Here is a 22,628-nt window from a genome sequence, read left to right on the forward strand (position 1 = left end):
AGGCAAAGCGGGAAAGGCCACTGATAGCGGTCGCCTGACCGATCATTATTCTAATCACGGAGATTGCAATGTCGCGGAAGCTGATAGTGAGCACCTATGTTTCGCTCGACGGCGTAATTCAAGACCCTGTCGGAATGGAAAATTCCGGACTGGGGAATTGGGTCGGTCCGTACAGCCGCGGCCCCGAAGGGGACGACCTCATACACCAGGAACTCTGGGATGCGGACATCGTGCTGTTGGGTCGCACGACGTATGAGGGCTTTGCTCCGGTCTGGCCTACGATTGATGACCCCGCCGGCTTTGCCAAGAAACTAAATGCTATGCCCAAGTATGTGGCGTCGAACACCATGAAGCACGCCGATTGGAGCAATACGACCATACTGTCAGGCGATGTCCCCAGTGCAGTGAGGAAACTGAAAAGCGACGATGGTGGCGACATCGTCATATATGGGAGTGCGGGGCTAGTTCACTCACTTCTGCCGCACGGTTTGATCGATCAAATCCATATGTTGATCTATCCGACAGTACTGGGCCGTGGCACGCGGCTATTTCCATCGAATTGTGCCGTCAGCTTCGAGCTGATGGACCTCAAACAGCTGGGCACGGGGATCGTTCACGCGGTCTACGGACGCGCGTAATCCAATTCAAGAACAGAGAAAATCGATGCTGCGTATCCTGACCGCAAGTCTCGCGTTCGTCGCCACTTTCGCGCTCGCCGAGGAGGCTCCCATGGGCAATCGTGTCACCGTCAATGGCATGGAGATGTACTACGAGGTGTCGGGCAGCGGCACCCCTCTGATCGTCCTGCATGGCGCCCATATGAATATCGTCTCGATGGGCCAGATCATCCCGAAGCTCGCCGAGACCCACAAAGTTTACGCGCTGGAACTTCAGGCACACGGCCGAACAACCGATATCGAACGGCCAATAACCTATGAAGCTCTCGCCGACGACGTTGCGGCCTTCATGGGCGCGGTCGGCATCGAAAAGGCCGACGTCTTTGGTTACTCGATGGGGGGAGTTGCCGGCTTGCAGCTTGCCGTTCGCCATCCCGAAAAGGTCGCGCACCTGGCGCTGGCCTCGATCGCCTTCGATTCCAACGGATGGCAGCCTGCCTTGAAGGCGCTGAAGGAAACGATGAACGTTGAGATGTTCATGGCTCTGCCGATGGCCAAGACATACCAGACGCTTGCTGCTGATCCGAACGGATACCCGGCGCTCGTCAAGAAGCTAATTGATCTCGAGCATGAGAAATTCGCTTGGGAAGAACTGGTAAGGACGATCAAGGCGCCGGTGCTCGTCATTAGCGGCGACGCCGATGTCGCGTCTCTGGACCACACTCTGGAACTTTTCCGTCTTCTCGGCGGCGGAGTGATGGGGGACATGGGTGAACCGCTCCCTACGGCTCGACTGGCCATTCTACCCGCCAGTTCTCACACCGCGGTGATCGGGCAGGTCGACCTACTTCTCGAGTTGATCGAGCCGTTCCTAAGCGATGAAACGCCAGATAGCGCTCTGTTTCCCTGAGCACGCGAAACCAACATCAGATACTTTGGGGTTCATATGACCACCACCGCCGATGGGCCGGCAAATATGACACGCGCCATGCTTCGGCTAGGCGTTGCAGCTGGATGGGTATACCTGCTCGTTGGCGGGCTTCAGATTCTGCTTCGGCCCGGCTTCGATGTTACTCGCCACCCACTCAGCGTACTCGTCAATGGGGACTTCGGTTGGGTACAGGTCGCTAATTTCGTCGTGACTGCCTTGCTTCTGATGGCAGGCGCCATTGGCCTCGTACGCGGCGAAAGTGGCCGCGGCCGACTGGTCAGTGCGGTTCTGCTCCTTATCTATGGCTTCAGCCTGTTGCTCGCCGGGATTTTCAAGGCTGATCCGGGGGCGGGTTTCCCTCCGGGTACCCCCGACACCGCGGCAATCAGTACTCAAGGTCTAGTGCACTTCGCCATCGGGGGCGTCGGCTTCCTCGCATTCATAGCCGCGGCCTTAATTCGAGCTCGGGTGCATTTCAAGTCCCAAGAGAGCGGTCGGGGTTGGTTCGCCCTTATTACAGGGCTCGTCTTTCTCGGAGCTTTCGCTGGTATCGCGTCTGGTGCGGGCAGTGCCGCAACAGTTCTTGGATTCTACGCCGCGGTTATCCTCTCTTTCGTCTGGTTAATCGCTACCTTTGGTCGCGCGGTACGCTCGGCTAGTGGGAGGTAGGAATGGTCAACGAAACGCTGGACCGGCAGACATGGCAGGTCATCATCGCGGCTCCGCCTGAGACTGTTTGGAGGCGCATCGTGCGAACTGACGAAGTGTTGCCATTTCTTTTCGGTGCAATATGCCAAACGGAAGACGGGCTCGTCGTTGGCAAGTCAATGCGAATGGCATCGAAGGACGGCAGACACGTTGTTGCCTATGGCAAAGTTCTCGACGTTAGCGCCCCAACTCGCTACTCGCACTCCATCAATTTCACGATGGCGCCTGACGAGATCCCGGGGGTCACAACTTATGAACTCGGGCCGGTTCCAGGCGGGACGAAACTAACTCTTGTTTCCGACGTTGTTGCCGGCACGCAAACCGCGAAGATGGGCGGCTCCGGTCGGTTTATCGTGGACAACTTGAAGTCCTTGGTCGAGACAGGGAAGCCTACGTTCGGCGGGCGCCTGATCATGGCGATGGCACCTTTCATGTCAGCTTTCACACCAAAGAACTGTCGCATCGAGAACTGGCCGTTCTCCCGCGTCAGATTATCCGGCGAATAGTCCGCAGGAGGTGCAGTGGGCAAGGAATGGTCGGGGTTGCGCATCAGAACGAGCCGTGGGGCTGTCTTTGCAAGAATTTGTGGCGATGGTCCGCCCGTGCTCCTTCTTCACGGCTTTCCCGAGACAAGCTTGATGTGGCGCGACGTTGTCCCACTGCTTTCAAACACTTTCACAGTCGTGGCAGCAGACCTTCCAGGCTACGGAGAAAGTGACTGCCCCGCCGATCGTTCGATGTCTAAGCGATCGATGGCGGAGACGCTGTTGGAAGCCATGGTCGCCATTGGGTTCAATCGCTTTGCAGTCGCGGGACATGATCGTGGGGGTCGAGTCGGATACAGGATGGCCTTGGATCATCCGAACGCCGTGATCCGCTTAGCCGTCCTCGACGTGTTGCCAATTGCTGAGGTTTGGCGTCGTGCCGATGATCGACTAGTGCTCACCTTCTGGCCATTTTCATTGCTTGCACAGCCCGCTCCGCTGCCCGAGCAACTAATTTTAGGCGCGCCTCATGCCGTGATTGACAATGCGCTGTCGCAGTGGGGGGCAGATGCCAGAGTTTTTTCGCCCGAGGTCAGGGAAGACTACATTCGGGCAATCAGCGATCCCGCCCATGTGCACAGTATTTGCGATGAGTATCGCGCGGCAGCGAGCATTGATCGGGAGCACGACGAAGCTGACGAAGCGGCAGATCGAATGATCAATTGCCCAGTCTGCGTTCTTTGGAGTTCAGGGGGGCCGCTAGATGCATGGTACGCAGAGCACGATGGCCCCATTGGAATCTGGAGACGAATTGCCCCCGTCGTATCAGGAGAGGCCATGCCGGGAGGCCATTTCTTTCCGGAGGTGTTCCCGCTGGAAACCGGTACTAAACTGGCTCGATTCCTCAGCGGCGCCTAACGCGCTGTCTTGGATCGGCAATTCGCTACAGGAGTCCTGATCGGCTACGATCCGATGTCATTCGGTGCGTTGTCTGAGATTTGGTTCGGCAGCTAAGCGGCTCCCATTGCGGACCGCGGAGGCGGTCGCCATAGGCTTCATTGCCGAACCTCCGCACTTGGCGCCAAGCGAATACTGACTCGCAGCCTTGAGCAGCCGGCGGTAGTCACACCCCGCAGTCTACTCGGATCAGCTTCCCTATGCCGCCAGCCCCGAGCCAAGAAACAAGCTGGCCTTGTCGGCCATCGGCGCGAGGCCGAGGGGCGCGCCGGGCGCGATCTCGACGTCGCCCGGGAGCGCCGCGACGATCTGCTGGCCGGATGGCAGGCGCGCCACTGCCAGGGTCTCATTGCCGAGCCGTTCCACCAGGATGACCTGGCCGCCGATCCCCTGCCCGTTCTGGGCCAGGTGGTGCGGGCGGAGCCCGACCGTCACTTCGTCGCCGACACTCGCGGCCACGCCGCCCCTGGGCAGCACCAGCGTGCCCAGGTCGCCCGAGGCCACCTTGACCCCGGTCGGGTCGATCGCTTCGACCCTGGCCTTGAGGAAGTTCATCTTCGGCGAGCCGATGAAGCCGGCGACGAACAGGTTGGCCGGGTGATGGTAAAGTTCGAGCGGCGAACCCACCTGCTGCACCACCCCGGCATTGAGCACGACGATCTTGTCGGCCAGTGTCATGGCTTCAACCTGGTCATGGGTGACGTAGATCATCGTGGCGCCAAGGTCGGCGTGGAGTTTTGCCAACTCCATCCGCATGTCGACGCGCAGCGCCGCATCGAGATTGCTCAGCGGCTCGTCGAACAGGAACACTCCGGGATGCCGCACAATAGCGCGGCCGATGGCGACGCGCTGGCGCTGCCCGCCCGACAACTGGCTCGGCCGCCGCTCGAGCAGGTGCTCCATCTGCAGGATGCGGGCGGCCTCGGCCACCTTGGCGTCCTTTTCGGCCTTCGGCGCCTTGGCGATGGTGAGCCCGAAGGCGAGGTTCTCGCGCACCGTCATGTGCGGAAAGATCGCGTAGCTCTGGAACACCATGGCGATCGAACGATCCTTGGGCGGCAGGTCGTTGACCACCCGCTCGCCGATGGTCAGCGTGCCGTCGGAGATATCCTCGAGCCCGGCGATCATCCGCAGCAGGGTGGATTTGCCACAGCCCGAAGGGCCGACGAACACCACGAACTCGCCATCGGCAATGTCGATGTCGACCCCCTTGATCACCTCGGTGGAGCCGTAGACCTTCTTGATATCCGTTAACGACACGCGCGCCATGGCTGCTACTCCGCTGCGTCTCTGATGGGGTTCACGCTGAGGTGGCCGTCGGAGCCGACGAGCACCGGATCGGGGTCGGTGACGTACCCGCCGAACGTCGCCTTGCCGGTATCGGCAAAGCCGAGGATGCGCAGGCCGCCACTGGTCGTAACGATGCGCGCCGCATAGCGCTGACAGGGCTCGGCACCGTCGAGGAACGGGCCGGGGGCGATCTGCCAGGGCCCGCGCGGATCGTCGGCGACGAGGTAATGGGTGCCGGTGACCGGGCTCTGCGGGTTGAAGCGCTTGTACGCCTCCGACCAGTGCTGACTGGACGTGCAGAACAGGCAGTACCATCTGCCCAGGTGTTCGAAGACCTGCGGCACTTCGAGCTGGCCGAAGCCGCCCGAGAACACCGGTGGCTGCAGCGTCCAGGTGAAGAGATCCGGCGAGGTGGCAAAACCGATGGCGCCGCCGCCATTGGGCTCGGCAACATTGGGGACGCGGCCGGTGAAATACATCACCCAGCCCTTGCCGCCGGGGTCGCGCATCACCCAGGGGTCGCGCATGGCGCGGTCGTGCCAGTGGCCGATGGCGTGCTGGGCTTCATACTGGGCCGCGGCGGGCCCCTCGAGATCGAGGCAGAGCCCGTTGCCGACGCGCTGCCAGTTGTGGAGGTCGGTCGAGGTGGCGTGGCCGATGCGCTGGATGAGCCCCTCCTCCGCCCGCGTCGTGCCGGTGTAGAACAGGTGCCACAGCGCGTCGTCGCCGCGCAGTACCGAACCGGTCCAGGTGGTGTAATCGTCCCAGGCCGGGCCGGGGCTCGGCGCAAACGTGGTGCCCAGGTGCTGCCAGTCGACCAGGTTGTCGGACACGGCATGGCCCTGCGTAACGTTGAAATGCCTGAGATCGGGGTCGCCGAGGCTCTTGTCGGCCTGGAGGAAGAAGCCGTGCCAGCGCTGGCCGTCATTGACGTACCAGCTGTCCCAGATCCACTTCTTTTCGAGGGCAATGACCATGAAAATGCTCCGTCAGCCTTTGACGCCGGTCGAGGCGATCGAGGCAATGAATGCGCGTTGCAGGAAAAGATAGAAGGCCAGCACCGGCAGGGTGATCATCGACAGATACGCCATGATCTCGCCCCAGGCCCGGTTGAGCTGGAAGAAGTACTGCAGGCCCACCATAACCGGACGGTAGCCTTCCTCCTGCACCACCATCAGCGGCCACAGGTACTGGTTGTACATGACGAGGAACTTGAGGATCGCCGCCGTCGCCAGCACCGGGCCGGCCAGCGGCATGACGATCCTGCGATACACCTGGCCCCAGTTGGCGCCTTCGACCCGAGCCGCCTCGATCAGCTCGCCCGGCAGATCCTTGAAATACTGCACGAACAGGAAGATCGTCAGCCCGTCGGCGATGAACGGCACGATCTGCACCTGGTAGGAGTTGAGCCAACCAAAGGTCAGCCCGTCGAGCCCGAGCCAAGGGAGCTTCGAGGCGATCAACAGCAGCGGGATGGCGATGGTTTCGAACGGCACGATCAGCGTCGCGAGGATCGCCGTGAGCACCAGCTCCCTGCCCCGCCAGTCGACGAAGACGAAGGCGAAGGCGGCTGCCGAACAGATGAGCAGCGACAACAGCACCGTCACCCCGGTCACCAACACCGAGTTGAAGATGAACAGCCCCACCGGCGCGCGCTTGAAGGCATCGGTGTAATTGTCGAGCGAGATGTCGCCCACCGGCAGGAAGGCCGCGAGGCTGCCGGTATCGTTGAGCAGTTGCTGGTCGGGCTTGAGGCTCGACATCAGCATGAACACCAGCGGGAAGATGAAGATCACCGCGATCAGGATCAGCACGGCATAGCGCACGGCCAGCCTCAGGCCGCGATTGTCGGATGCAATGGTGGCCATCAGCTCTTCTCCCGGGTGAGCCAGCGCTGCAGCAGCGAGATCGAAAGGACGATGACGAACAGGATCACCGAGATGGTCGAGCCGCCCGAAATGTCCTGCTTGCCGTAACCGCGCTCGACCGCCTGGAAGACAATGGTCTGGGTCGAGTCGAGTGGCCCGCCGCCGGTCATCACGTCGATCTGCGAGAACAGCGAGAAGGCCTGCATGGTGATGACGATGAGGATCAGCACCGCGGTGTTCCTCAGCCCCGGCCAGGTGACGTAGCGGAACACCTGCCACTTGCTGGAGCCTTCGATCGCCGCCGCCTCGTAAAGCGAAGGGCTGATGGTCTGCAGGCCGGAGAGCCAGATCACCATGTGAAAGCCTACCGCCTGCCAGATCGACATGGCGATGATGGCGCCGAGCGCCGTCGACGGATTGCCGAGCCAGTCGACCTTTGGGATGGCCCCGAAGCTGAGCGCGCCGAGCAGGTTGTTCAGCAGCCCGCTGCTGCCGTCATAGATGAAGCGCCAGAGCAGCGACACCACGACGATCGAAACCACCACCGGCATGAAATAGATGGCGCGGAACAGGTTGATGCCCTTGAGGCGCTGGTTGATCAGCAGCGCCAGGACCAGCGCCAGCCCCGCCTGCACCGGCGCCACCACCAGCACGAAGATGAAGGTGTTGACGACGGCCTTCATAAACACGACGTCACGCGCCAGCACATAGGTGCGATTGTCGCCCTGCTGGAAGCTGAACCATTCCCGCATCCCGTCAAACTGCGGGTATTCGGGGTTGTTGCGAGTGTAGCTGCGGAGCGCCTTGTAGCTCGGCGCCCCGTCGGCATCGCGCAGCACCGCACCCGCAGCATCGCGCTCGGGCTCGAGCGACAGGATGCCCACTCCGAGCAGTTGCTCGTAATTGCTGAGCCCGGTGAACTGCGTCGGGTTGGGAGAGATCAGCCGCTGGTTGGTGAAACTCAGGATGATGGCGAAGATGAAGGGCAGCACCACGAAGGCGGCGATGAGGAACGCCGCCGGCCCGGCCATCAGCCATCCGACCCGATTTGAGCGTGTGAACTTTGAGGCCATGTGCCTGTCTCGCGGGAAATGCGAACCCACAGGGACCCCGGCCGGAGCCGGGATCCCGTCCTGGGGACTGAGAGGGAGAAGTCCCTAGAAGCCGTAGCCGCCGTTCTTTTCGATATCGGCGTCGATCTCGTCCACCGCCGCATCAAGGGTGTCGGCGACGCTGGCGCCATTGGCGATATCGGCCAGCGCCTTTTCGAACACCTTGGCCTCGACCACGTAGCCGGGGGTCACCGGCCGGACCAGCGCCTGCTTGGCCGACAGATCGAAGAACATCGCGAGCTTGCCGCCCGGCTTGTAGTTCTCGGTCATTGCCGCTGCCGAAGCGGTGGCCGGGATCAGCCCGATGCCGTCCGAGAAAGCGGCGAGGTATTTGTCCTGCAGCGCGAACTCGATGAACTTGGCCGCCCCATCGGGATGCGCCGATTTGGCCGAGACGCCGAACTGCCAGGACGCAGCGCCGATCTTGGGGCCGGCGCCGAAATCCGGGGCGGGCAGGAACAGCACGTCGTCATAGGCGGCGAGCGAGCCGATGGCCGCCCAGTTGCCGTTCCACGAGAACGCATATTTTCCGCTGTTGAAGCCGGCGTCGCGATCGGCCGGATCCTGCGTCGCCTGGGCGTAACCCTGCGTGAACAGGCCCTGCCACCACTCGCCGAAGGCAACCCCGGCGTCGCCGTTCAGCACGCCTTCGGCACTCTTGTAGGTCGTCCGGTCGACAATATCGCCGCCAAAGCTCTGCAGCAGCGGCGAGTAGGCATAGGGGTACCACTCGCCGGTCCACGCGGTGCCGAGGTCGAGCGCGAACTCATACTTGCCCGAGGCCTTGGCCTTGCTCAACGCGTCCATGAACTCGTCCTTGGTCCATGGCTGCTCGAGCGTCGGGGTGCGCAGCCCCAGAGCATCGAGGGTCGACTGGCGGGTGACCAGCGACACGGCCGCGTCCCACAGGCCGATCGAATAGAGCTGGCCGTTCCACACGCCCTTGGTGCCGGGCAGGTAGTTGGCAATCTTGCTCTCGTCGATCTTCAGCGGCTGCATGTAGCCAGACCACGCCCAGTTGGGCATGACCGGTCCATCGACGTCGAGAATGTCGGGCAGGTTCCCGGCGAGTGCACCGGCCACCACGCTGTCATTGTATGCGGCCTGCGGGAAGCTCTGCAGCTCGACCTTCCAGTCCGTCTGGCTGGTATTGAAGTCGGTGATGATCTGGTTGACCAGCTTCTGCTCAACCTCGTTGCCGGCGCCATGATACCACATGGTCAGCGTGGTCTGGGCGAAAGCCCCACCGGATGAGAGCGCGGTGCTGAGCAGCACGCCCGTTGCCAAGAATAGTTTGCTCACTGTCGTTAGTCCTCCCTGACGAGTTTTAGCTGTGAGACGTTGGATGGCCGCCGCTCGGTAACCGATTGGCGCCAGTAGACCGGCCCGGCGACCACGTCGGTGCCGGCGTCGCTCCGGCCTTCGCCGGAAATCAGCTCGAGAAGCCGCTGCGCCGCCCGCACGCCCATGGCGGTGTAGGGCAGCTCCACCGTGGTCAGCGGCGGATAGAGCGTCTCGGCAATGACACGGTAATTGTCGTAGCCGGCGACCGAGATGTCGTCGGGGACGGCGAGCCCGCGCGAGCGCAGGATCCCGTAGACCTTGAGCGCCTGTCGGTCGTTACCGCAACAGAACACTGTCGGTGGCTGGTCGAGGTTGAGCATCCGGTCGATCGCGGTCCACAGCACCTGTGTCTCGGTTTCCGGGCTGCCGATCTCGCCGCACTGCACCAGTGCCGGATCGTAGGCGATGTCTGCCTCGCCGAGGGCCTCGCGATAACCGTTGCGGCGGAGGCCCGTGGCGACGATATCCTCGCGCAACGTCAGGTAGGCGATGCGCTCGTGGCCGGCAGCGATGAGCCGCGCCACCAGGTCATGCTGACCGCGCCGGTCATCAGGGATCACCGCGGGCGTGCCGATCTCGTCGAAACAGTTGGTCAGAACGATCGGCGTATCGCTCGGCAGCGGCGGCAACAGGACGTTCTGGTGGTACGGCGCCACATAGATCAGGCCCTCGACCCGGTGCTCGAGAAAGGTCTTGATCAGTTCGGGCACCCGCTCCGACCGGTTGCCGGAATCGGCGATCATCAGCGTCTTGCCGGTGAGCCCGATGGTCTGCTGGATACCGCGCACCAGCAGCAGCTCGGGCAAGCCGGCCGGCTGGGCCGGCTCGATGGTGTCCGAGATGGCGCCGGTGATCAGCCCGACCAGCCCGGACTTGTTGGATCGCATCATGCGGGCGGCGTTAGAGGGCACATAGCCGAGCGCCGCGATGGCGGCATTGACCGCATCGCGCGTCTTCTTGCCGACCGGGGCATCCCCGTTCAGCACCCGGCTGACTGTCTTGGGCGATACCTTGGCGGCATTCGCCACATCGTAGATCGTCGCCACGCGCTCCCCTCCCCTTGCGCCACCCATCGACTGACACCGATGTCATGACACCGATGTCATAAGTGCAGACAGGATCGAGAGTCAAGGGGCGGCCGAAAGCGTTCAACGACGAAGTCGCCATCCTGCCCTGGTGGCTGGACGGCAACATCACGTCGTTCCGGACTTTCCATTGACCCGGGAAACGAAGATCCCCGCTCTCGCGGGGATCTCTTGTTCAGTTGCTGCCGAGCACCATCCGGTTGCCCTCGCTGTCGCGGAATTCCGCCACCACCCGGCCCGGCTGCCATGGCGCTTCGCTTGGCTCGGTGATGATCTCGACGCCATTGGCGCGGAGCCGCTCGATCGTCCCCGTCACGTCCGGTTCGACCAGGACCAGCACGGGCTCCGCCGATGGTTTGTCGTCCGGGCGGCGGAGGAAATGCAGTGCCGTGCGGGCACCGGGGAACTTCACCTCGACCCAGCGCCAGCCGTCCTCGCCCATCGGCGCATCGGCGGCGACCTCGCAACCGAGCTTGTCGACGTAGAAGGCGATGGCCCGGTCCTGGTCGAACACCGGCAGTTCAGCGAACTGAATATGCATGCTCTGTGCTCCCTCAGTTGACGAATGAAGCGTGCAGTGCCTCGGCAAACTCTGCCGCCTGCGGGCCAAAGCCCATGTGATCGCCGGGGAATGGCGTCGGCGCGATACCCAGCTTGCCGGTGAGCGCCAGGCTCATCTCTTCGATCGGCTGGCCGGCCGAGGCTTCGCCGACAGCGACGACAATCCGCGGCTTGCCGGCCCGAAGCGTCGCCACATCAGGAGTATAGAGCGACAGCGGCAGCATGCCGTGCGCCAGCCAGTACTCGAAATTGCCGCTGACCCGGGCGAAGGTTTCGGCCTCTTCCGGCGGCATCTCGAACTCCGGCGGCGCTTCGGTCGCATCGCCACCTTCCTCGAGCCCGTTCATCGAGAAGAACATGCCCATCGCCGCATCGACGCCCTCCTTGACGTACGTGTCGTACAGCGCCTTGTCGGCCGCCACTGCTTCGGTCGGGTCGTCCATCAGCATCATCGAGGGCGGCTCGTGCGCCACCAGCGCCTCCACCAACTCGGGATGCCTTGCCGCGAGGTTGAGCCCGATCTGCGCCCCGCCGCTGGTGCCGAACACATAGGCCGGGCCATTGCCGAGCGCTTCGATCAGTGCGGCTGCATCGTCCGCCTGTTGGTCCATCAGCAGCGGCTTGATCTCGCCGTCGAAGCTGGATCGGGAATTGCCGCGCGGATCATAGGCGACGACGGTGTAGCGGTTGGCCAAGCGCTGCGACAGTTCGGCGAACACCCCGGCATCCTGCGGCCCGCCGGGGATGATCAACAGCGTCGGACCCTGGCCCTGCACTTCGTAATACAGCGTTGCGCCGGGAACCTTGAGGCTGGCGGATTTGGTTGCATTGGTCATCGAAACGTCTCCTGGCGTGTGATTTTCGGGTGATTGGATTGCGGTTTCCGCCAGCGTGCCAGGGATCGGCAGGGCAAGCGCCCCAACCACCGTGGCAGCCAGCACGAAGCTTCGGTTCGTCATTCAACCTCTCCTGCCTCTCGTGACCGCCAATGCCAGGCCGCCACTCAGAACTGGACCGTCCAGTTCCGTACTGTTGCCAGAAACTAGACTGTCCAGTACTGTGGTGTCAATGAGGGCTGTGGAATTTTGAAGAGAGGCAGGTCGATGGCGTCGGAAATGCACGAGCACCCGGAGGTGGAAGGCGATGGCCGTTCGGCTCGCAAGCGCCGGGCAATCCTCGACGCAGCGACTGATGTGTTCCTGAAGAGCGGCTACCTTGGCACCAACATGGACGAGATTGCCGCCCTCTCGTCTGTCTCCAAGCAGACGGTCTACAAGCATTTCTCCAGCAAGGAGGCGCTGTTCATCGAGATTGTCGGCGGCATGACCACCGGCGCCGGCGACACCGTGCACAACGATGTGGCGCAGCTCGGCCAGGACGAGAGCCTGGCCGACTATCTGGTCGAGTATGCCCTGCGCCAGCTCACGGTGGTGCTGACGCCCCGCATCATGCAGCTGCGACGCCTGGTGATCGGTGAAGTGACACGTTTTCCTGAGCTTGCCCGAGTGCTCTACGAGCGCGGCCCGGCACGCGCCATGAAGATGCTGGCCACCGTGTTCGCCGACCTCGCCAGCCGGGGCCTGCTTGCGATCGATGACCCGGCCACCGCGGCGGAGCACTTCAACTGGCTGATCATGTCGGCGCCGCTGAACCAGGCCATGCTGCTGGGTGACGACGCCATTCCCAGCCAGGCCGAACTGCGTCGCAACGCCGAGGCCGGTGTACGGGTGTTTCTTGCTGCCTATGGGATGCGCTGATGGCCGGGACCATCACCCGCCTCGCTCGCTGCGCCTGCGGTCGTGTTGAGGTCGAGCTCACCGGCGCACCGGCGATCAGCGTCGTGTGTCACTGCGACGACTGCCAGGCCGGATCGCAGATGCTTGAAGCGCTGCCCGGCGCACCACGCATTCTGGATGCCGTCCACGGCACGCCCTACGCACTCTATCGCAACGACCGGGTACGCTGCGTCAATGGGGCCGAACTGCTCGAGAGCCATAAGCTGAAGCCGGACTCGACCACTAGCCGCATGGTCGCCAGTTGCTGCAATTCGGCCATGCTGGTGAAGCTCGACCCGATACTGCACTGGACCCCGGTCTACCGCGACCGCATCGTCGACGCGCCGCCTCTGGAGCTGCGTATCCAGACCAGGTTCTTGCCCGAAGGCGTTCCCCTGCTCCGTGACCTCCCAAGCTACCAGAGCGTACCCCTGCGTTTCTTCACGCGGCTGGTTGGAGCGCGGATCGCGATGGCGCTACGGCTCTAGCGTCATCGCGAGTTGCTGTGCGCCTCAGGCCGACGGCTGGATGTTCTGGTTGACGTGGAACAGGTTGGACGGGTCGTACTTGGCTTTCAGGCTCGCAAGGCGTGGGTAGTTGTCGCCATAGGTAGCCCGAACGCGCGCCTCGCCTTCCTCCATCATGAAGTTCGGATAGGCGCCGCTGAGATCGTAGGGGTGGACCGCGTTCCAGTAGCCATTGGCCCACGCCTTCAGGGCCCCGGAGTTCGCCGGATCCGAGTCGACACCGACAATGACCATCGACCAGCGTGCGTTGCGGCAGTTCCAGGCCGTATCGCCGCTGGCCTTGTCGTGAACCGCTCCATCGATCGGATAAAGGTGCATTGCCGAGATCGGGGTCGGCACCGTCGCAGCATGCCTCAGGTGTTCCGCAATCGCGTCATCCGACAGCGTCTCGACGAAATCGCCCTTCCAGTACCACTGCAGCCCCGTCGGGTAGAGCGCATCGAACATGCTCTGCAGCGCCGGATAGGCGATCGGCCCGGCCCAGTCGATGATTGGCTGTGGCAGCTCGGCGCGGATGCGATTCACCGACGCCTCGGCATTCTCTCCATTGTGCGCGACCAGAAGCACGCACATCTTCTTGCCCCAGTGTTCCCTGGGGAACGGGTCGCCCGGCGGCACCGACTGCAGCCCGAGCCAGATATAGAAATCCTTGGGCGCTCCTTCCTGGAACGCGCGGTACCACCGCATCACCGTCTCGGCATCACTGAGATCGAAGATGATCGGCCCGCCATAGAGCATCTTCGCCGGGTGGGTGCGAAACAGGAAGCTCGTCACCACCCCGAAATTGCCACCACCACCGCGCAGCGCCCACATCAGGTCGCTGTTCTCGGTTTCGCTGGCGGTCACGAAGCTGCCGTCGGCGAGCACCACGTCGGCTTCGATCAGGCTGTCGATGGCGAGGCCGTACTGCCGGCTCAGATAACCGTGGCCGCCCGACAGCGTGAGCCCACCGACGCCGGTGGTCGAGATGATGCCAAACGGCACTGCCTGGCCGAAAGCATGCGTTGCGTGGTCTACGTCGCCCGTCGTGCAGCCCGGCCCCACTCGGACCGTCTGCGCCTTGGGGTCGACCCGCACGCCTTTCATCATCTGCAGGTCGATGACGAGACCATTGTCGACGCTGGCAAATCCCGGCCCGTTGTGGCCGCCGCCGCGCACGGCAATGACGAGGCCGTGCTCGCGTCCGAAATTCACCGCCGTGATCACGTCGCCGCTGTCGACGCATTGCGCGATCAGCATCGGGCGCTTGTCGATCATGCCGTTATAGAGCTTGCGGGCGTCGTCATAGGCGGTGTCGCTGGCTCGGATGAGCGTCCCCCTCAGGTTGCCGGCAAAGCTGTTGATGTCCTCGTCTTGCATGCTGTCCTCCCAGAAAGCGATCAGCCGGCAAAAAGCTATCCACCCTCTCCGTCCTGACGAATATCCGATCGTCCCGTTTCATTGCTCGGGCGTCCGAACCCGACGCGGCAAGAACGTCGGGTCGCTGCACCTTGCCTCGCTCAGTCGTTTCGGTGATAGTCGATGCATATCGAGAAAGGCATTTTGTCCCGGGTTGCGGTAATTCTGGCCGCGCGGAGTGCCTGCGAATGGATGTTCTTTCCGACGTGCTTTCCGCCGTACGGTTGACCGGCGCGATATTCTTCGACAGCACTTTCCGTGAGCCCTGGGTCGCTGAAGCGCCACGCGCCTCGGTGATTGCCGGCAAGGTGATGCCGAACTCGCAATACGTGTTCTTCTTCCATACCCTGATCGAGGGCGCCTGCTGGGTGGAGATGACCGACGGCTCAGCCGAACCGCTTCGCCTCGAGGCCGGCGACATCGTTGCCTTTCCGATGGACGACGCGCATGCCCTCTGCTCGGCGATCGGCATGCGGGCCAAACCCGACCTCGCCATGTACCATCATCCGATCGATCGCCAACTGCCCTACGTCGTCAACGAAGGCTCCAGCGTCGGTTCCTGCCGCTTCGTTTGCGGCTATCTCGGCTGCGATATCCGCCCCTACAACCCCTTCATCAAGTCGCTGCCCCGCGTCCTGCATGGACGCGGCACCGCCCGGCAGGGCTGGCTGGCGAGCCTCGTCCATCATGCCGTCTCGGAGACTGACCGAGGCAACCCGGGTGGCGAGACCGTTCTTGCCAAGCTTGCCGAGCTGATGTTCGTGCAGGTGATCCGCGAATATGTGGAAGGCCTGCCCGAGGATGCTCGCGGCTGGCTCTCGGGGCTGAAGGACCCGCATATCGGCCAGGCCCTTCGCCTGATCCATGGCCAGCCGGCGGCAAACTGGACACTCGAGGGCCTGGCGCGCGCCGTCGGATTGTCGCGGACGGTGTTCGCCAACCGCTTCACCCACTATGCATGCGATCCGCCCATGCAATACCTGGCCCGCTGGCGCATGCAGCTGGCGGCGCGGCTGCTGGAAAATCCCGGTATAAGCGTCGCGCAGGCCGGCGCCCAGGTCGGCTACGATTCCGAGGCAGCCTTCAACCGCGCCTTCAAGAAGGTGGTCGGACTCCCGCCCGGCACATGGCGTAAGGGCCGTGCTCCCGGACCGGGCCTGCCCGCGAACTGATCGGCACCGTAAACACCGAGGCCCGCAGCGCTGCGGGCCTCGTTGTCATTCGTCGCGGTACACCTTCTCGCGCCGCTCGTGCATTTCCTGGGCTTCCAGGGAGAGCGTGGCGATCGGCCGGGCGTCGAGTCGGGCGATCCCGATCGGGTCGCCGGTTTCTTCACAATAGCCGTAGGTGCCGTCCTCGATCCGCTTGAGCGCCGCGTCGATCTTCGAAATCAGCTTGCGCTGCCGATCGCGGGTGCGGAGCTCAAGTGCCCGGTCGCTCTCCGAGGAGGCGCGGTCGGCCATGTCCGGATGGTTCTGGCTTTCTTCCTGCAGGTTCTCGAGCGTTTCGCGGCTTTCCCGGAGGATTTCCTCTTTCCAGCGCTCCAGCTTCTGCCGGAAGTACTCCCGCTGCCGCGGGTTCATAAACGGTTCGTCCTGAGTAGGTCGGTATTCAAGAACTTCAGTCGACATTCTGACTCGATTCCAAAACGCCCCTAATGGCCGGCCTTATAGTGGCGCAAGGGTATGCTTCGCAAGCTTTCAAAAGCTTGGTGATTAATCCGTGAGTGGACAGATGCCGACTTTGTCAGGCGGGGTACAGTCCGCGCTTGGCCAGCTCAACCCGGGCGCGCAGCTCGATATCGTCGAGCAAGGCGTCCAGGCCGGGCTCCGATTGCTCCCGCGCCTGGCTCAATACAGCCATGAGCTGGTTGAGGCGGCCCTCGGCCATCCGGCCAACCAGCAGGTCGCCCCGCAGGCCCTCCAGCGTATCGATGAGCTGGTTGCCGCGCCGCACCACCTTCTTGCGCTTCAGCAGCGGATCCTCCACTGCCTGCAGCGCCAGGAGCGCGTCCAGCGACGTGGCTGCGGCGATCGTGGCGGTCGGCCGTGCCTCCTGGGCCTGCGGCCCCTGCCCGATCTCGAACGCCGCGCTCGATGCGCTGCGACCGGCCGCAGAGCGCCCCGCCACATTGCCTACCCGCGCATTGTTCTCGATCCGCACCGGACTCACCCGCCTAGTCACTGCCCGGCAAAATCTGCCGCCAGCAGTTAAGCAAACGTTAATGCACTCGGCAGGACTTGCCGACCGACCAGCCAGGCACCGGCCGCCTCTGCAGAACTCCCGTTGAATTTCAATGCTTTGGCGAAACTGGCACGGTTCTCGCAACGAGCTGGACAATCGCGGTGCATGGGGATGCGCCGAACTCCGGGGACTGCCAGATGGCCAAATTCAACCTGAAGCGCGCACTCATGGGCCTGATGGCCGTCGTGCTCCTGCTGCCGCAGCCGACCGTCACCTACGCCGCTGCCGCTCGCATCAAGGATGTCGTCAACATCGAGGGCGTGCGCGAGAACCAGCTGGTCGGCTACGGCCTGGTCGTCGGCCTCAACGGCACCGGCGACGGGCTCAACAACTCGCCTTTTACCAAGCAGAGCCTGCAGGCCATGCTCGAACGGCTGGGGGTCAACACCCGCGGCGAGAACATGCGCACGGGCAATGTCGCGGCAGTGATGGTGACGGCAAACCTGCCGGCCTTCTCTACCCAGGGCTCGCGGCTCGATGTCAACGTCGCCTCGCTAGGCGATGCGAAGAGCCTGCAGGGCGGCACGCTGCTGGTCACACCGTTGCTCGGCGCCGACGGCGAAGTCTACGCCATCGCCCAGGGCTCGGTGACCATCAACGGCTTCTCCGCCCAGGGTGACGCCGCCTCGGTGGTGTCGGGAGTTCCCACCACCGGCCGCATCTCCTCCGGCGGGCTGATCGAGCGCGAAATCGGTTTCGTGCTCGGCGCCCAACGCTCGCTGCGTCTGGCGCTCCGCAACCCCGACCTCACCACCTCCCGCCGCATCGCGCTGGCGATCAACGATTTCATCGGCGTTCCCTGCGCCACACCCGAGGACCCGGCGACCATCCGGCTCAACCTGCCGCGCAACTTCAACGGCAATATCGTCGACCTGCTCACCGATATCGAACAACTGGTGATCGAAACGGACCTGCCGGCCAAGATCGTCATCGACGAGAACTCCGGCATCATCGTCATGGGCAAGGATGTACGGGTCTCGACCGTCGCCGTCGCTCAGTCGAACCTCACCGTGACCATCGCCGAGAGCCCTGTGGTGGTGCAGCCCAACCCATTGAGCCTCGGCCAGACCGCAGTCGAGCCGCGCACCGATCTGTCGGTGAGCACATCCGAGAGCAAGCTCGCCGTGGTGCCGGAATCGGTGAGCCTGCAGCAGCTGGTCGATGGCCTCAACGCCCTGGGCATCAGCCCGCGCGACCTCATTGCCATCCTGCAGGCGGTGAAAGCCTCCGGCGCGCTGCAAGCCGAAATCGAGGTGCTGTGATGCTGAGTTCCGCATCAGGTCTGGGCTTTGCCGGCAAGAAGCAGGCGACCACGCTGTCCCCTGCCCAGGTTGGACATCTTCGCGAGCAGGCCAAGGATCTTGAGGGCGTTTTCCTCAACACCTTGATGAAGGAAATGTTCGCCTCGCTGAAGACCGATGACAGCGCCATGGGCGGCGGCTTTGCCGAAGAGACCTGGCGCGGCATGCAGGCCGAACAGATGGCCGACGTGCTGGCTCGCTCCGGCGGCGTCGGCCTCGCCGATGCGCTGCTGCCTGACCTCATCGCGGCGCAGGAAGCTGCCCAGAACGCCATCCCAACAACAAGAAACAGCGGAGCGCTGAAATGATGAATGCTGCTGCCGAACGCCTCGCGGCCCTCGACTCCCTTCCCGCCGCCGAGCTCTGCGGCCTCGCCATGGAAACGCTCGAAAGCCTCGTCGTGGTGCTCAACCAGGAGACCACCCTGCTCCGCGCCGGCCGCGCCAAAGACGCCGGCCAGTTGACCGCCGAGAAGACCCGCCTCGCCCAGGACTATATGGGCTTTGCCCGCTCGGTGCAGCGCCAGGGCACTCGACTGCGGGCCGAGGCCCCTGAACTCGTCGATGCCTTGCTTGGCGGGCATGATCGGCTGGCGACGCAGATGGCGGAAAATCTCCGCGTCATCGCCACTGCCCGCTCGGTCACCGAAGAGCTGCTGACTGACGTGGCCACGGCGATGAGCGCCAAGGCCCGCCCCAAAACCTATGGCGCCAACGGTGAACTCGCCGGGCAGCCGCCGCAGGCGGCCAGCGGCGTCTCGATCAACCGCGCGCTCTGAGGCGCCCAGATCGGCAAAGTTTTCGGCAAATTGCACCGAACCGCGAAAGCGCAATGAAAGCCTGGACCGGCATGGTTCCCAGCTAATTGGCAACTGGGAATGCCGGTCATGAGCGCCAGGATAGCGCCCGAACCGATCAGGATGGGACTTGCAGCAGTCGGGGACTACCGGTCCCGGTCGCTGCTCGGCGATTCCACGCAGGGTTCGGATCTTCCCGACACACCCGCTCCGCCACCTGCCCCGCCGCAGAACACTGCCGCGCAACTGCTGCCGCCATTGCCCGCGCCGCCGCCTCCGCCGGGCTCGGCATTTGCAGCGGCGCTATTGTCTGGACAGTTACCGCCCAAGCCCACCAGCGATCGCGAAATCATCCTGCGGCTCGGCAGTGCCGACCTGCCGGCGCAGGGCTCGCTCGCCTTGCACGATCGGCTGGTCTGAACGACACGATTCTCGGGCCGCCGCGGTCCGATTCCCTAATTGGCACGCCGCCGACGCTCGCTCGGCAGGATTTGCCGGATTGCCACTTTCGGCAGCATTGGCAAGGCTTTGCGGGTGCCATCGGCACGCCATGGAACACAAAATTAACTGCGTCTGGCAGCATCCTGTTAACCATTCTTAAGCCGGCCGGGGCTACGATCACGATCAATCTCAGGACGAGATTATCGATTTAGCCAGAAGGGATTCCACCCATGCCGGAAGTTAACCTGTCAAAGGCGGTTCGCTCGAACCTCCTGAGCCTCCAGTCCACCGCTGCCTCGATGGCCAAGACGCAGGAGCGTCTTGCTACCGGTCTCAAGGTGAACACTGCGCTCGACAACCCGACCAACTTCTTCACTGCCGCGTCGCTGAATAGTCGTGCGTCCGACATGGCAAACCTGCTGGACTCGATGTCGAACGGCATCAAGACCATCGAGGCCGCCGACAACGGCCTTACCTCGATCACCAAGACGGTCGAGTCGATGCAGTCGGCCCTGCGCCAGGCGCGCCAGGACAAGTCGTTCAAGACCATGTCCTACACGCTCGACACCGCCGCGATCGGTACTGCCACTGCCAAGACGCTCTCGTTCGAAGGCGGCGCTGTCGGTACTGCCCCGGTCAGCATCAACCTCAACACCACTGGTGCCGGCTCTGCTGCTACCGCTGGTACGGTCGTCGGTGGTGCGTTTACCGCTGTCGACTTCGAGAACGGTGGCGCAAACGACGGCACGATCAGCTTTGATCTGGCCCTCGACGGCGCTTCGTCGCCCACCAGCGTCAGCATCGGCTTCGCCGATCTTGGCGGCGTGGCCGACACCAGCGCCGTGACTGCGTCTGAACTTGCCGGGATCATCAACACCAAAGTTGGTTCGACCGTCGCTTCGGTGAACGGCTCGGGCGGCATCGACATCACGTCCACCACGACGGGCGCGGCGTCGGAAGTCGAAATCACCAACTTCACGGCGACCAACGGTGCGACCGGTTCGGGTCTCGCCGATGGCAACGACCTCGGCGATGCCGCGGTTGCTCCCGGCGCGGTCAAGACCGTCGATGCGCTGGTGCAGGAGATCAACTCCAACACGTCGCTCAAGGACAAGATCCGCGCCTCCAACGACAACGGCAAACTTCGCATCGAGAACCTCTCGACCGAAGAGCTGACCGTCAACGGCATCAGCTCCAGCGGCCAGGTCGATGGCGGCGCCGGTACCGGCGACATCGGCGGCAACACCGTGCGCAAGAACCTCGTCACCCAGTTCAACGAACTGCGCGACCAGCTCGACAAGTTCGCCGACGATGCCTCCTTCAACGGCATCAACCTGCTGCGCGGCGACAAGCTCAAGTTGACGTTCAACGAGACCGGCACCTCGACCATCGACATCCAGGCCAAGAATGAGAATGGCGACCCGATCGCCATCAACAACACCACCCTGGGTATCGAGCACGTCGTCAACTCCGACTTCGATGCGGACACAAAGCTCGATGCCAAGCTGGAGATCCTTGGTTCTGCGCTGGGCAAGCTCCGCTCGCAGGCTTCGTCCTTCGGCTCGAACCTGTCGATCGTCCAGAACCGCACCGACTTCACCAAGAACATGATCAACACCCTCGAGACCGGTGCGGCGAACCTCACGCTCGCCGATACCAACGAGGAAGCGGCGAACCTTCTCGCCTTGCAGACTCGCCAGCAGCTGTCGTCGACAGCTCTGTCGATGGCCTCGCAGGCCGACCAGGCCGTGCTGCGTCTGTTCTAGGCAGACCACCTCCGAAAGTGAAAAGGCGGGCTCTGGCCCGCCTTTTTCTTTGCCTAAGCGGCATTGCGTATCACTTCGACGCATTGAGCAAACTGCTCATTAACTTTGCCTCGAATGCCCAGGGCATTTACCTCGAATGCCCGCGGCAAACTTCAATTCAATCAGCGAACTTAAGACTTCTTTTGCCGGTGGCGACCGATGATCCGGGCGCGTCTCAGGAGAGACGGTTAGTAACTGAGTACGGACCCAGAAAGGGCCTCCAAAATGGCTGATGTAAATCTGTCAAAGGCAGTTCGCTCGAACCTGCTGAGCCTCCAGTCCACTGCTTCTTCGATGGCCAAGACGCAGGAGCGTCTCGCCACCGGCCTGAAGGTGAACTCGGCGCTCGACAACCCGACTAACTTCTTCACCGCCGCTTCGCTTAACTCTCGTGCCTCGGATATGGCGAGCCTGCTCGATTCCATGTCCAACGGTATCAAGACCATTGAAGCTGCGGACAATGGCCTTTCGTCGATCACCAAGACCGTCGAGTCGATGCAGTCCACGCTCCGTCAGGCGCGCCAGGACAAGTCGTTCAAGACCCAGTCCTTTACGGTTGACTCTGCCACCATCGGCACTGCCACTGCCAAGACGCTCTCGTTCGAGGGCGGTGCTGTCGGCACTTCGCCGGTCAGCATCAACCTCAACACCACTGGTGCCGGCTCTGCTGCTACCGCTGGTACGGTCGTCGGTGGTGCGTTTACCGCTGTCGACTTCGAGAACGGTGGCGCAAACGACGGCACGATCAGCTTCGATCTGGCCCTCGACGGCGCTTCGTCGCCCACCAGCGTCAGCATCGGCTTCGCCGATCTTGGCGGCGTGGCCGACACCAGCGCCGTGACTGCGTCTGAACTTGCCGGGATCATCAACACCAAGGTTGGTTCGACCGTCGCTTCGGTGAACGGCTCGGGCGGCATCGACATCACGTCCACCACGACGGGCGCGGCGTCGGAAGTCGAAATCACCAACTTCACGGCGACCAACGGTGCGACCGGTTCGGGCCTCGCCGATGGCAACGACCTCGGCGATGCCGCGGTTGCCGCTGGTTCGGTGAAAACCGTCGACGCTCTGGTTACCGAGATCAACGGCAACTCGTCGCTCAAGGACAAGATCCGCGCCTCCAACGACAACGGCAAGCTCCGCATCGAGAACCTCTCGACCGAGGCGCTTGAAGTGACCGGTGTTGGCACCGACGGTGAAGTCGACGGCACCACGGGCACCGCGGAAATCGGCGGCAATGAAGTCCGCAAGAACCTGGCCAAGCAGTTCAACGAACTGCGTGACCAGCTCGACAAGCTGGCTGATGACGCCTCTTTCAACGGCATCAACCTGCTCCGCGGCGACAAGCTCAAGCTGACGTTCAACGAGACGGGCACTTCGACC

Annotated in this window: 25 protein-coding genes; 14 read left to right on the forward strand and 11 right to left on the reverse strand. The window is 63.0% G+C overall.

Translation table 11 applies throughout. From position 1 onward, the window contains the following. Nucleotides 1-68: 68 nt before the first annotated feature. From VGV07_RS13360 to VGV07_RS13380, 5 genes are all read left to right on the forward strand, one after another. On the forward strand, nucleotides 69-638 hold the full coding sequence (locus tag VGV07_RS13360) for a dihydrofolate reductase family protein (protein ID WP_326869202.1): 570 nt from the start codon (nucleotides 69-71) through the stop codon (nucleotides 636-638). Nucleotides 639-663: 25 nt separating this feature from the next. Beyond that, nucleotides 664-1,527 (forward strand): alpha/beta hydrolase, encoded by an 864-nt coding sequence (locus VGV07_RS13365; protein WP_326869203.1) that lies wholly within the window; start codon nucleotides 664-666, stop codon nucleotides 1,525-1,527. Between the two features lie 36 nt (nucleotides 1,528-1,563). After that, a complete protein-coding gene (locus VGV07_RS13370) occupies nucleotides 1,564-2,217 on the forward strand; it encodes a DUF998 domain-containing protein (protein WP_326869204.1) in 654 nt (217 codons plus the stop codon). Between the two features lie 2 nt (nucleotides 2,218-2,219). Beyond that, complete coding sequence (locus VGV07_RS13375; RefSeq protein WP_326869205.1) at nucleotides 2,220-2,762, forward strand: SRPBCC domain-containing protein; 543 nt, start codon at nucleotides 2,220-2,222, stop codon at nucleotides 2,760-2,762. 96 nt (nucleotides 2,763-2,858) lie between these two features. Beyond that, a complete protein-coding gene (locus VGV07_RS13380; protein ID WP_326869226.1) occupies nucleotides 2,859-3,659 on the forward strand; it encodes an alpha/beta hydrolase in 801 nt (266 codons plus the stop codon). Nucleotides 3,660-3,896: 237 nt separating this feature from the next. Here the strand turns inward: VGV07_RS13380 and VGV07_RS13385 are convergent, their stop codons facing one another. The 8 genes from VGV07_RS13385 to VGV07_RS13420 form a co-directional block, all read right to left on the reverse strand. Beyond that, the gene (locus VGV07_RS13385) at nucleotides 3,897-4,967 is read right to left on the reverse strand and encodes a sn-glycerol-3-phosphate ABC transporter ATP-binding protein UgpC (protein ID WP_326869206.1); all 1,071 of its coding nucleotides are present in this window, start codon (nucleotides 4,965-4,967) and stop codon (nucleotides 3,897-3,899) included. A gap of 5 nt (nucleotides 4,968-4,972) precedes the next feature. Next, nucleotides 4,973-5,965 (reverse strand): hypothetical protein, encoded by a 993-nt coding sequence (locus VGV07_RS13390; protein ID WP_326869207.1) that lies wholly within the window; start codon nucleotides 5,963-5,965, stop codon nucleotides 4,973-4,975. A 12-nt stretch (nucleotides 5,966-5,977) separates the two neighbouring features. Beyond that, on the reverse strand, nucleotides 5,978-6,856 hold the full coding sequence (locus tag VGV07_RS13395; RefSeq protein ID WP_326869208.1) for a carbohydrate ABC transporter permease: 879 nt from the start codon (nucleotides 6,854-6,856) through the stop codon (nucleotides 5,978-5,980). Beyond that, nucleotides 6,856-7,887, reverse strand: coding sequence for a sugar ABC transporter permease (locus VGV07_RS13400; RefSeq protein ID WP_326869209.1), 1,032 nt, complete (start codon nucleotides 7,885-7,887; stop codon nucleotides 6,856-6,858). Before VGV07_RS13400 ends, VGV07_RS13395 begins: the two co-directional genes overlap by 1 nt. Before the next feature lie 126 nt (nucleotides 7,888-8,013). Beyond that, nucleotides 8,014-9,270, reverse strand: a complete 1,257-nt coding sequence (locus VGV07_RS13405; protein WP_326869210.1) for an extracellular solute-binding protein — start codon at nucleotides 9,268-9,270, stop codon at nucleotides 8,014-8,016. Between the two features lie 5 nt (nucleotides 9,271-9,275). Then, on the reverse strand, nucleotides 9,276-10,358 hold the full coding sequence (locus tag VGV07_RS13410; RefSeq protein ID WP_326869211.1) for a LacI family DNA-binding transcriptional regulator: 1,083 nt from the start codon (nucleotides 10,356-10,358) through the stop codon (nucleotides 9,276-9,278). A 214-nt stretch (nucleotides 10,359-10,572) separates the two neighbouring features. Then, the gene (locus VGV07_RS13415; RefSeq protein ID WP_326869212.1) at nucleotides 10,573-10,938 is read right to left on the reverse strand and encodes a VOC family protein; all 366 of its coding nucleotides are present in this window, start codon (nucleotides 10,936-10,938) and stop codon (nucleotides 10,573-10,575) included. Between the two features lie 13 nt (nucleotides 10,939-10,951). After that, on the reverse strand, nucleotides 10,952-11,917 hold the full coding sequence (locus tag VGV07_RS13420) for an alpha/beta hydrolase (protein WP_326869213.1): 966 nt from the start codon (nucleotides 11,915-11,917) through the stop codon (nucleotides 10,952-10,954). 144 nt (nucleotides 11,918-12,061) lie between these two features. On the opposite strand from VGV07_RS13420, the gene VGV07_RS13425 reads away from it, so the two are divergent. Both VGV07_RS13425 and VGV07_RS13430 read left to right on the forward strand, forming a co-directional pair. Continuing rightward, a complete protein-coding gene (locus VGV07_RS13425) occupies nucleotides 12,062-12,715 on the forward strand; it encodes a TetR/AcrR family transcriptional regulator (protein WP_326869214.1) in 654 nt (217 codons plus the stop codon). After that, nucleotides 12,715-13,221: a hypothetical protein gene (locus tag VGV07_RS13430; RefSeq protein WP_326869215.1), complete on the forward strand. Its 507-nt coding sequence runs from the start codon at nucleotides 12,715-12,717 to the stop codon at nucleotides 13,219-13,221. The genes VGV07_RS13425 and VGV07_RS13430 overlap by 1 nt, the downstream gene beginning before the upstream one ends. Before the next feature lie 24 nt (nucleotides 13,222-13,245). Here VGV07_RS13430 and VGV07_RS13435 read toward each other — a convergent pair whose 3' ends face one another. After that, nucleotides 13,246-14,619 carry an FAD-binding oxidoreductase gene (locus VGV07_RS13435; protein ID WP_326869216.1) on the reverse strand — a complete coding sequence of 458 codons (1,374 nt, stop codon included), beginning with the start codon at nucleotides 14,617-14,619 and terminating at the stop codon, nucleotides 13,246-13,248. Nucleotides 14,620-14,846: 227 nt separating this feature from the next. On the opposite strand from VGV07_RS13435, the gene VGV07_RS13440 reads away from it, so the two are divergent. Then, nucleotides 14,847-15,830, forward strand: a complete 984-nt coding sequence (locus VGV07_RS13440) for an AraC family transcriptional regulator (RefSeq protein WP_326869217.1) — start codon at nucleotides 14,847-14,849, stop codon at nucleotides 15,828-15,830. Nucleotides 15,831-15,875: 45 nt separating this feature from the next. Here the strand turns inward: VGV07_RS13440 and dksA are convergent, their stop codons facing one another. After that, nucleotides 15,876-16,289 carry an RNA polymerase-binding protein DksA gene (gene dksA / locus VGV07_RS13445; protein WP_326869218.1) on the reverse strand — a complete coding sequence of 138 codons (414 nt, stop codon included), beginning with the start codon at nucleotides 16,287-16,289 and terminating at the stop codon, nucleotides 15,876-15,878. A 115-nt stretch (nucleotides 16,290-16,404) separates the two neighbouring features. Beyond that, nucleotides 16,405-16,821, reverse strand: coding sequence for a flagellar assembly protein FliX (locus VGV07_RS13450; protein WP_326869219.1), 417 nt, complete (start codon nucleotides 16,819-16,821; stop codon nucleotides 16,405-16,407). 257 nt (nucleotides 16,822-17,078) lie between these two features. Here VGV07_RS13450 and VGV07_RS13455 point away from each other — a divergent pair, with 257 nt between their 5' ends. From VGV07_RS13455 to VGV07_RS13480, 6 genes are all read left to right on the forward strand, one after another. Next, nucleotides 17,079-18,164 (forward strand): flagellar basal body P-ring protein FlgI, encoded by a 1,086-nt coding sequence (locus VGV07_RS13455; RefSeq protein WP_326869227.1) that lies wholly within the window; start codon nucleotides 17,079-17,081, stop codon nucleotides 18,162-18,164. Further along, nucleotides 18,164-18,511, forward strand: a complete 348-nt coding sequence (locus VGV07_RS13460) for a rod-binding protein (RefSeq protein ID WP_326869220.1) — start codon at nucleotides 18,164-18,166, stop codon at nucleotides 18,509-18,511. Before VGV07_RS13455 ends, VGV07_RS13460 begins: the two co-directional genes overlap by 1 nt. Next, the gene (locus tag VGV07_RS13465) at nucleotides 18,508-18,981 is read left to right on the forward strand and encodes a hypothetical protein (protein ID WP_326869221.1); all 474 of its coding nucleotides are present in this window, start codon (nucleotides 18,508-18,510) and stop codon (nucleotides 18,979-18,981) included. The genes VGV07_RS13460 and VGV07_RS13465 overlap by 4 nt, the downstream gene beginning before the upstream one ends. 108 nt (nucleotides 18,982-19,089) lie before the next feature. Continuing rightward, nucleotides 19,090-19,419, forward strand: a complete 330-nt coding sequence (locus VGV07_RS13470; RefSeq protein ID WP_326869222.1) for a hypothetical protein — start codon at nucleotides 19,090-19,092, stop codon at nucleotides 19,417-19,419. A 251-nt stretch (nucleotides 19,420-19,670) separates the two neighbouring features. Continuing rightward, nucleotides 19,671-21,206: a flagellin gene (locus tag VGV07_RS13475; protein WP_326869223.1), complete on the forward strand. Its 1,536-nt coding sequence runs from the start codon at nucleotides 19,671-19,673 to the stop codon at nucleotides 21,204-21,206. Between the two features lie 264 nt (nucleotides 21,207-21,470). Then, nucleotides 21,471-22,628: hypothetical protein (locus tag VGV07_RS13480; RefSeq protein WP_326869224.1), on the forward strand; the 1,158-nt coding region annotated here is incomplete at its 3' end.

This window comes from Devosia sp., assembly GCF_035944845.1.
In the GTDB taxonomy this organism is placed as follows: Bacteria; Pseudomonadota; Alphaproteobacteria; order Rhizobiales; family Devosiaceae; genus Devosia_A.

Excerpts from the sequence above, each read along its gene's own strand:
- VGV07_RS13360 (WP_326869202.1), top strand. The coding sequence starts at position 69 with ATGTCGCGGAAGCTGATAGTGAGCACCTATGTTTCGCTCGACGGCGTA.
- VGV07_RS13365 (WP_326869203.1), top strand. The coding sequence starts at position 664 with ATGCTGCGTATCCTGACCGCAAGTCTCGCGTTCGTCGCCACTTTCGCG.
- VGV07_RS13370 (WP_326869204.1), top strand. The coding sequence starts at position 1,564 with ATGACCACCACCGCCGATGGGCCGGCAAATATGACACGCGCCATGCTT.
- VGV07_RS13375 (WP_326869205.1), top strand. The coding sequence starts at position 2,220 with ATGGTCAACGAAACGCTGGACCGGCAGACATGGCAGGTCATCATCGCG.
- VGV07_RS13385 (WP_326869206.1), bottom strand. The coding sequence starts at position 4,967 with ATGGCGCGCGTGTCGTTAACGGATATCAAGAAGGTCTACGGCTCCACC.
- VGV07_RS13390 (WP_326869207.1), bottom strand. The coding sequence starts at position 5,965 with ATGGTCATTGCCCTCGAAAAGAAGTGGATCTGGGACAGCTGGTACGTC.
- VGV07_RS13395 (WP_326869208.1), bottom strand. The coding sequence starts at position 6,856 with ATGGCCACCATTGCATCCGACAATCGCGGCCTGAGGCTGGCCGTGCGC.
- VGV07_RS13400 (WP_326869209.1), bottom strand. The coding sequence starts at position 7,887 with ATGGCCGGGCCGGCGGCGTTCCTCATCGCCGCCTTCGTGGTGCTGCCC.
- VGV07_RS13415 (WP_326869212.1), bottom strand. The coding sequence starts at position 10,938 with ATGCATATTCAGTTCGCTGAACTGCCGGTGTTCGACCAGGACCGGGCC.
- VGV07_RS13420 (WP_326869213.1), bottom strand. The coding sequence starts at position 11,917 with ATGACGAACCGAAGCTTCGTGCTGGCTGCCACGGTGGTTGGGGCGCTT.
- VGV07_RS13425 (WP_326869214.1), top strand. The coding sequence starts at position 12,062 with ATGGCGTCGGAAATGCACGAGCACCCGGAGGTGGAAGGCGATGGCCGT.
- VGV07_RS13430 (WP_326869215.1), top strand. The coding sequence starts at position 12,715 with ATGGCCGGGACCATCACCCGCCTCGCTCGCTGCGCCTGCGGTCGTGTT.
- VGV07_RS13435 (WP_326869216.1), bottom strand. The coding sequence starts at position 14,619 with ATGCAAGACGAGGACATCAACAGCTTTGCCGGCAACCTGAGGGGGACG.
- VGV07_RS13440 (WP_326869217.1), top strand. The coding sequence starts at position 14,847 with ATGGATGTTCTTTCCGACGTGCTTTCCGCCGTACGGTTGACCGGCGCG.
- dksA (WP_326869218.1), bottom strand. The coding sequence starts at position 16,289 with ATGTCGACTGAAGTTCTTGAATACCGACCTACTCAGGACGAACCGTTT.
- VGV07_RS13455 (WP_326869227.1), top strand. The coding sequence starts at position 17,079 with ATGGCCGTCGTGCTCCTGCTGCCGCAGCCGACCGTCACCTACGCCGCT.
- VGV07_RS13460 (WP_326869220.1), top strand. The coding sequence starts at position 18,164 with ATGCTGAGTTCCGCATCAGGTCTGGGCTTTGCCGGCAAGAAGCAGGCG.
- VGV07_RS13465 (WP_326869221.1), top strand. The coding sequence starts at position 18,508 with ATGATGAATGCTGCTGCCGAACGCCTCGCGGCCCTCGACTCCCTTCCC.
- VGV07_RS13470 (WP_326869222.1), top strand. The coding sequence starts at position 19,090 with ATGAGCGCCAGGATAGCGCCCGAACCGATCAGGATGGGACTTGCAGCA.
- VGV07_RS13475 (WP_326869223.1), top strand. The coding sequence starts at position 19,671 with ATGCCGGAAGTTAACCTGTCAAAGGCGGTTCGCTCGAACCTCCTGAGC.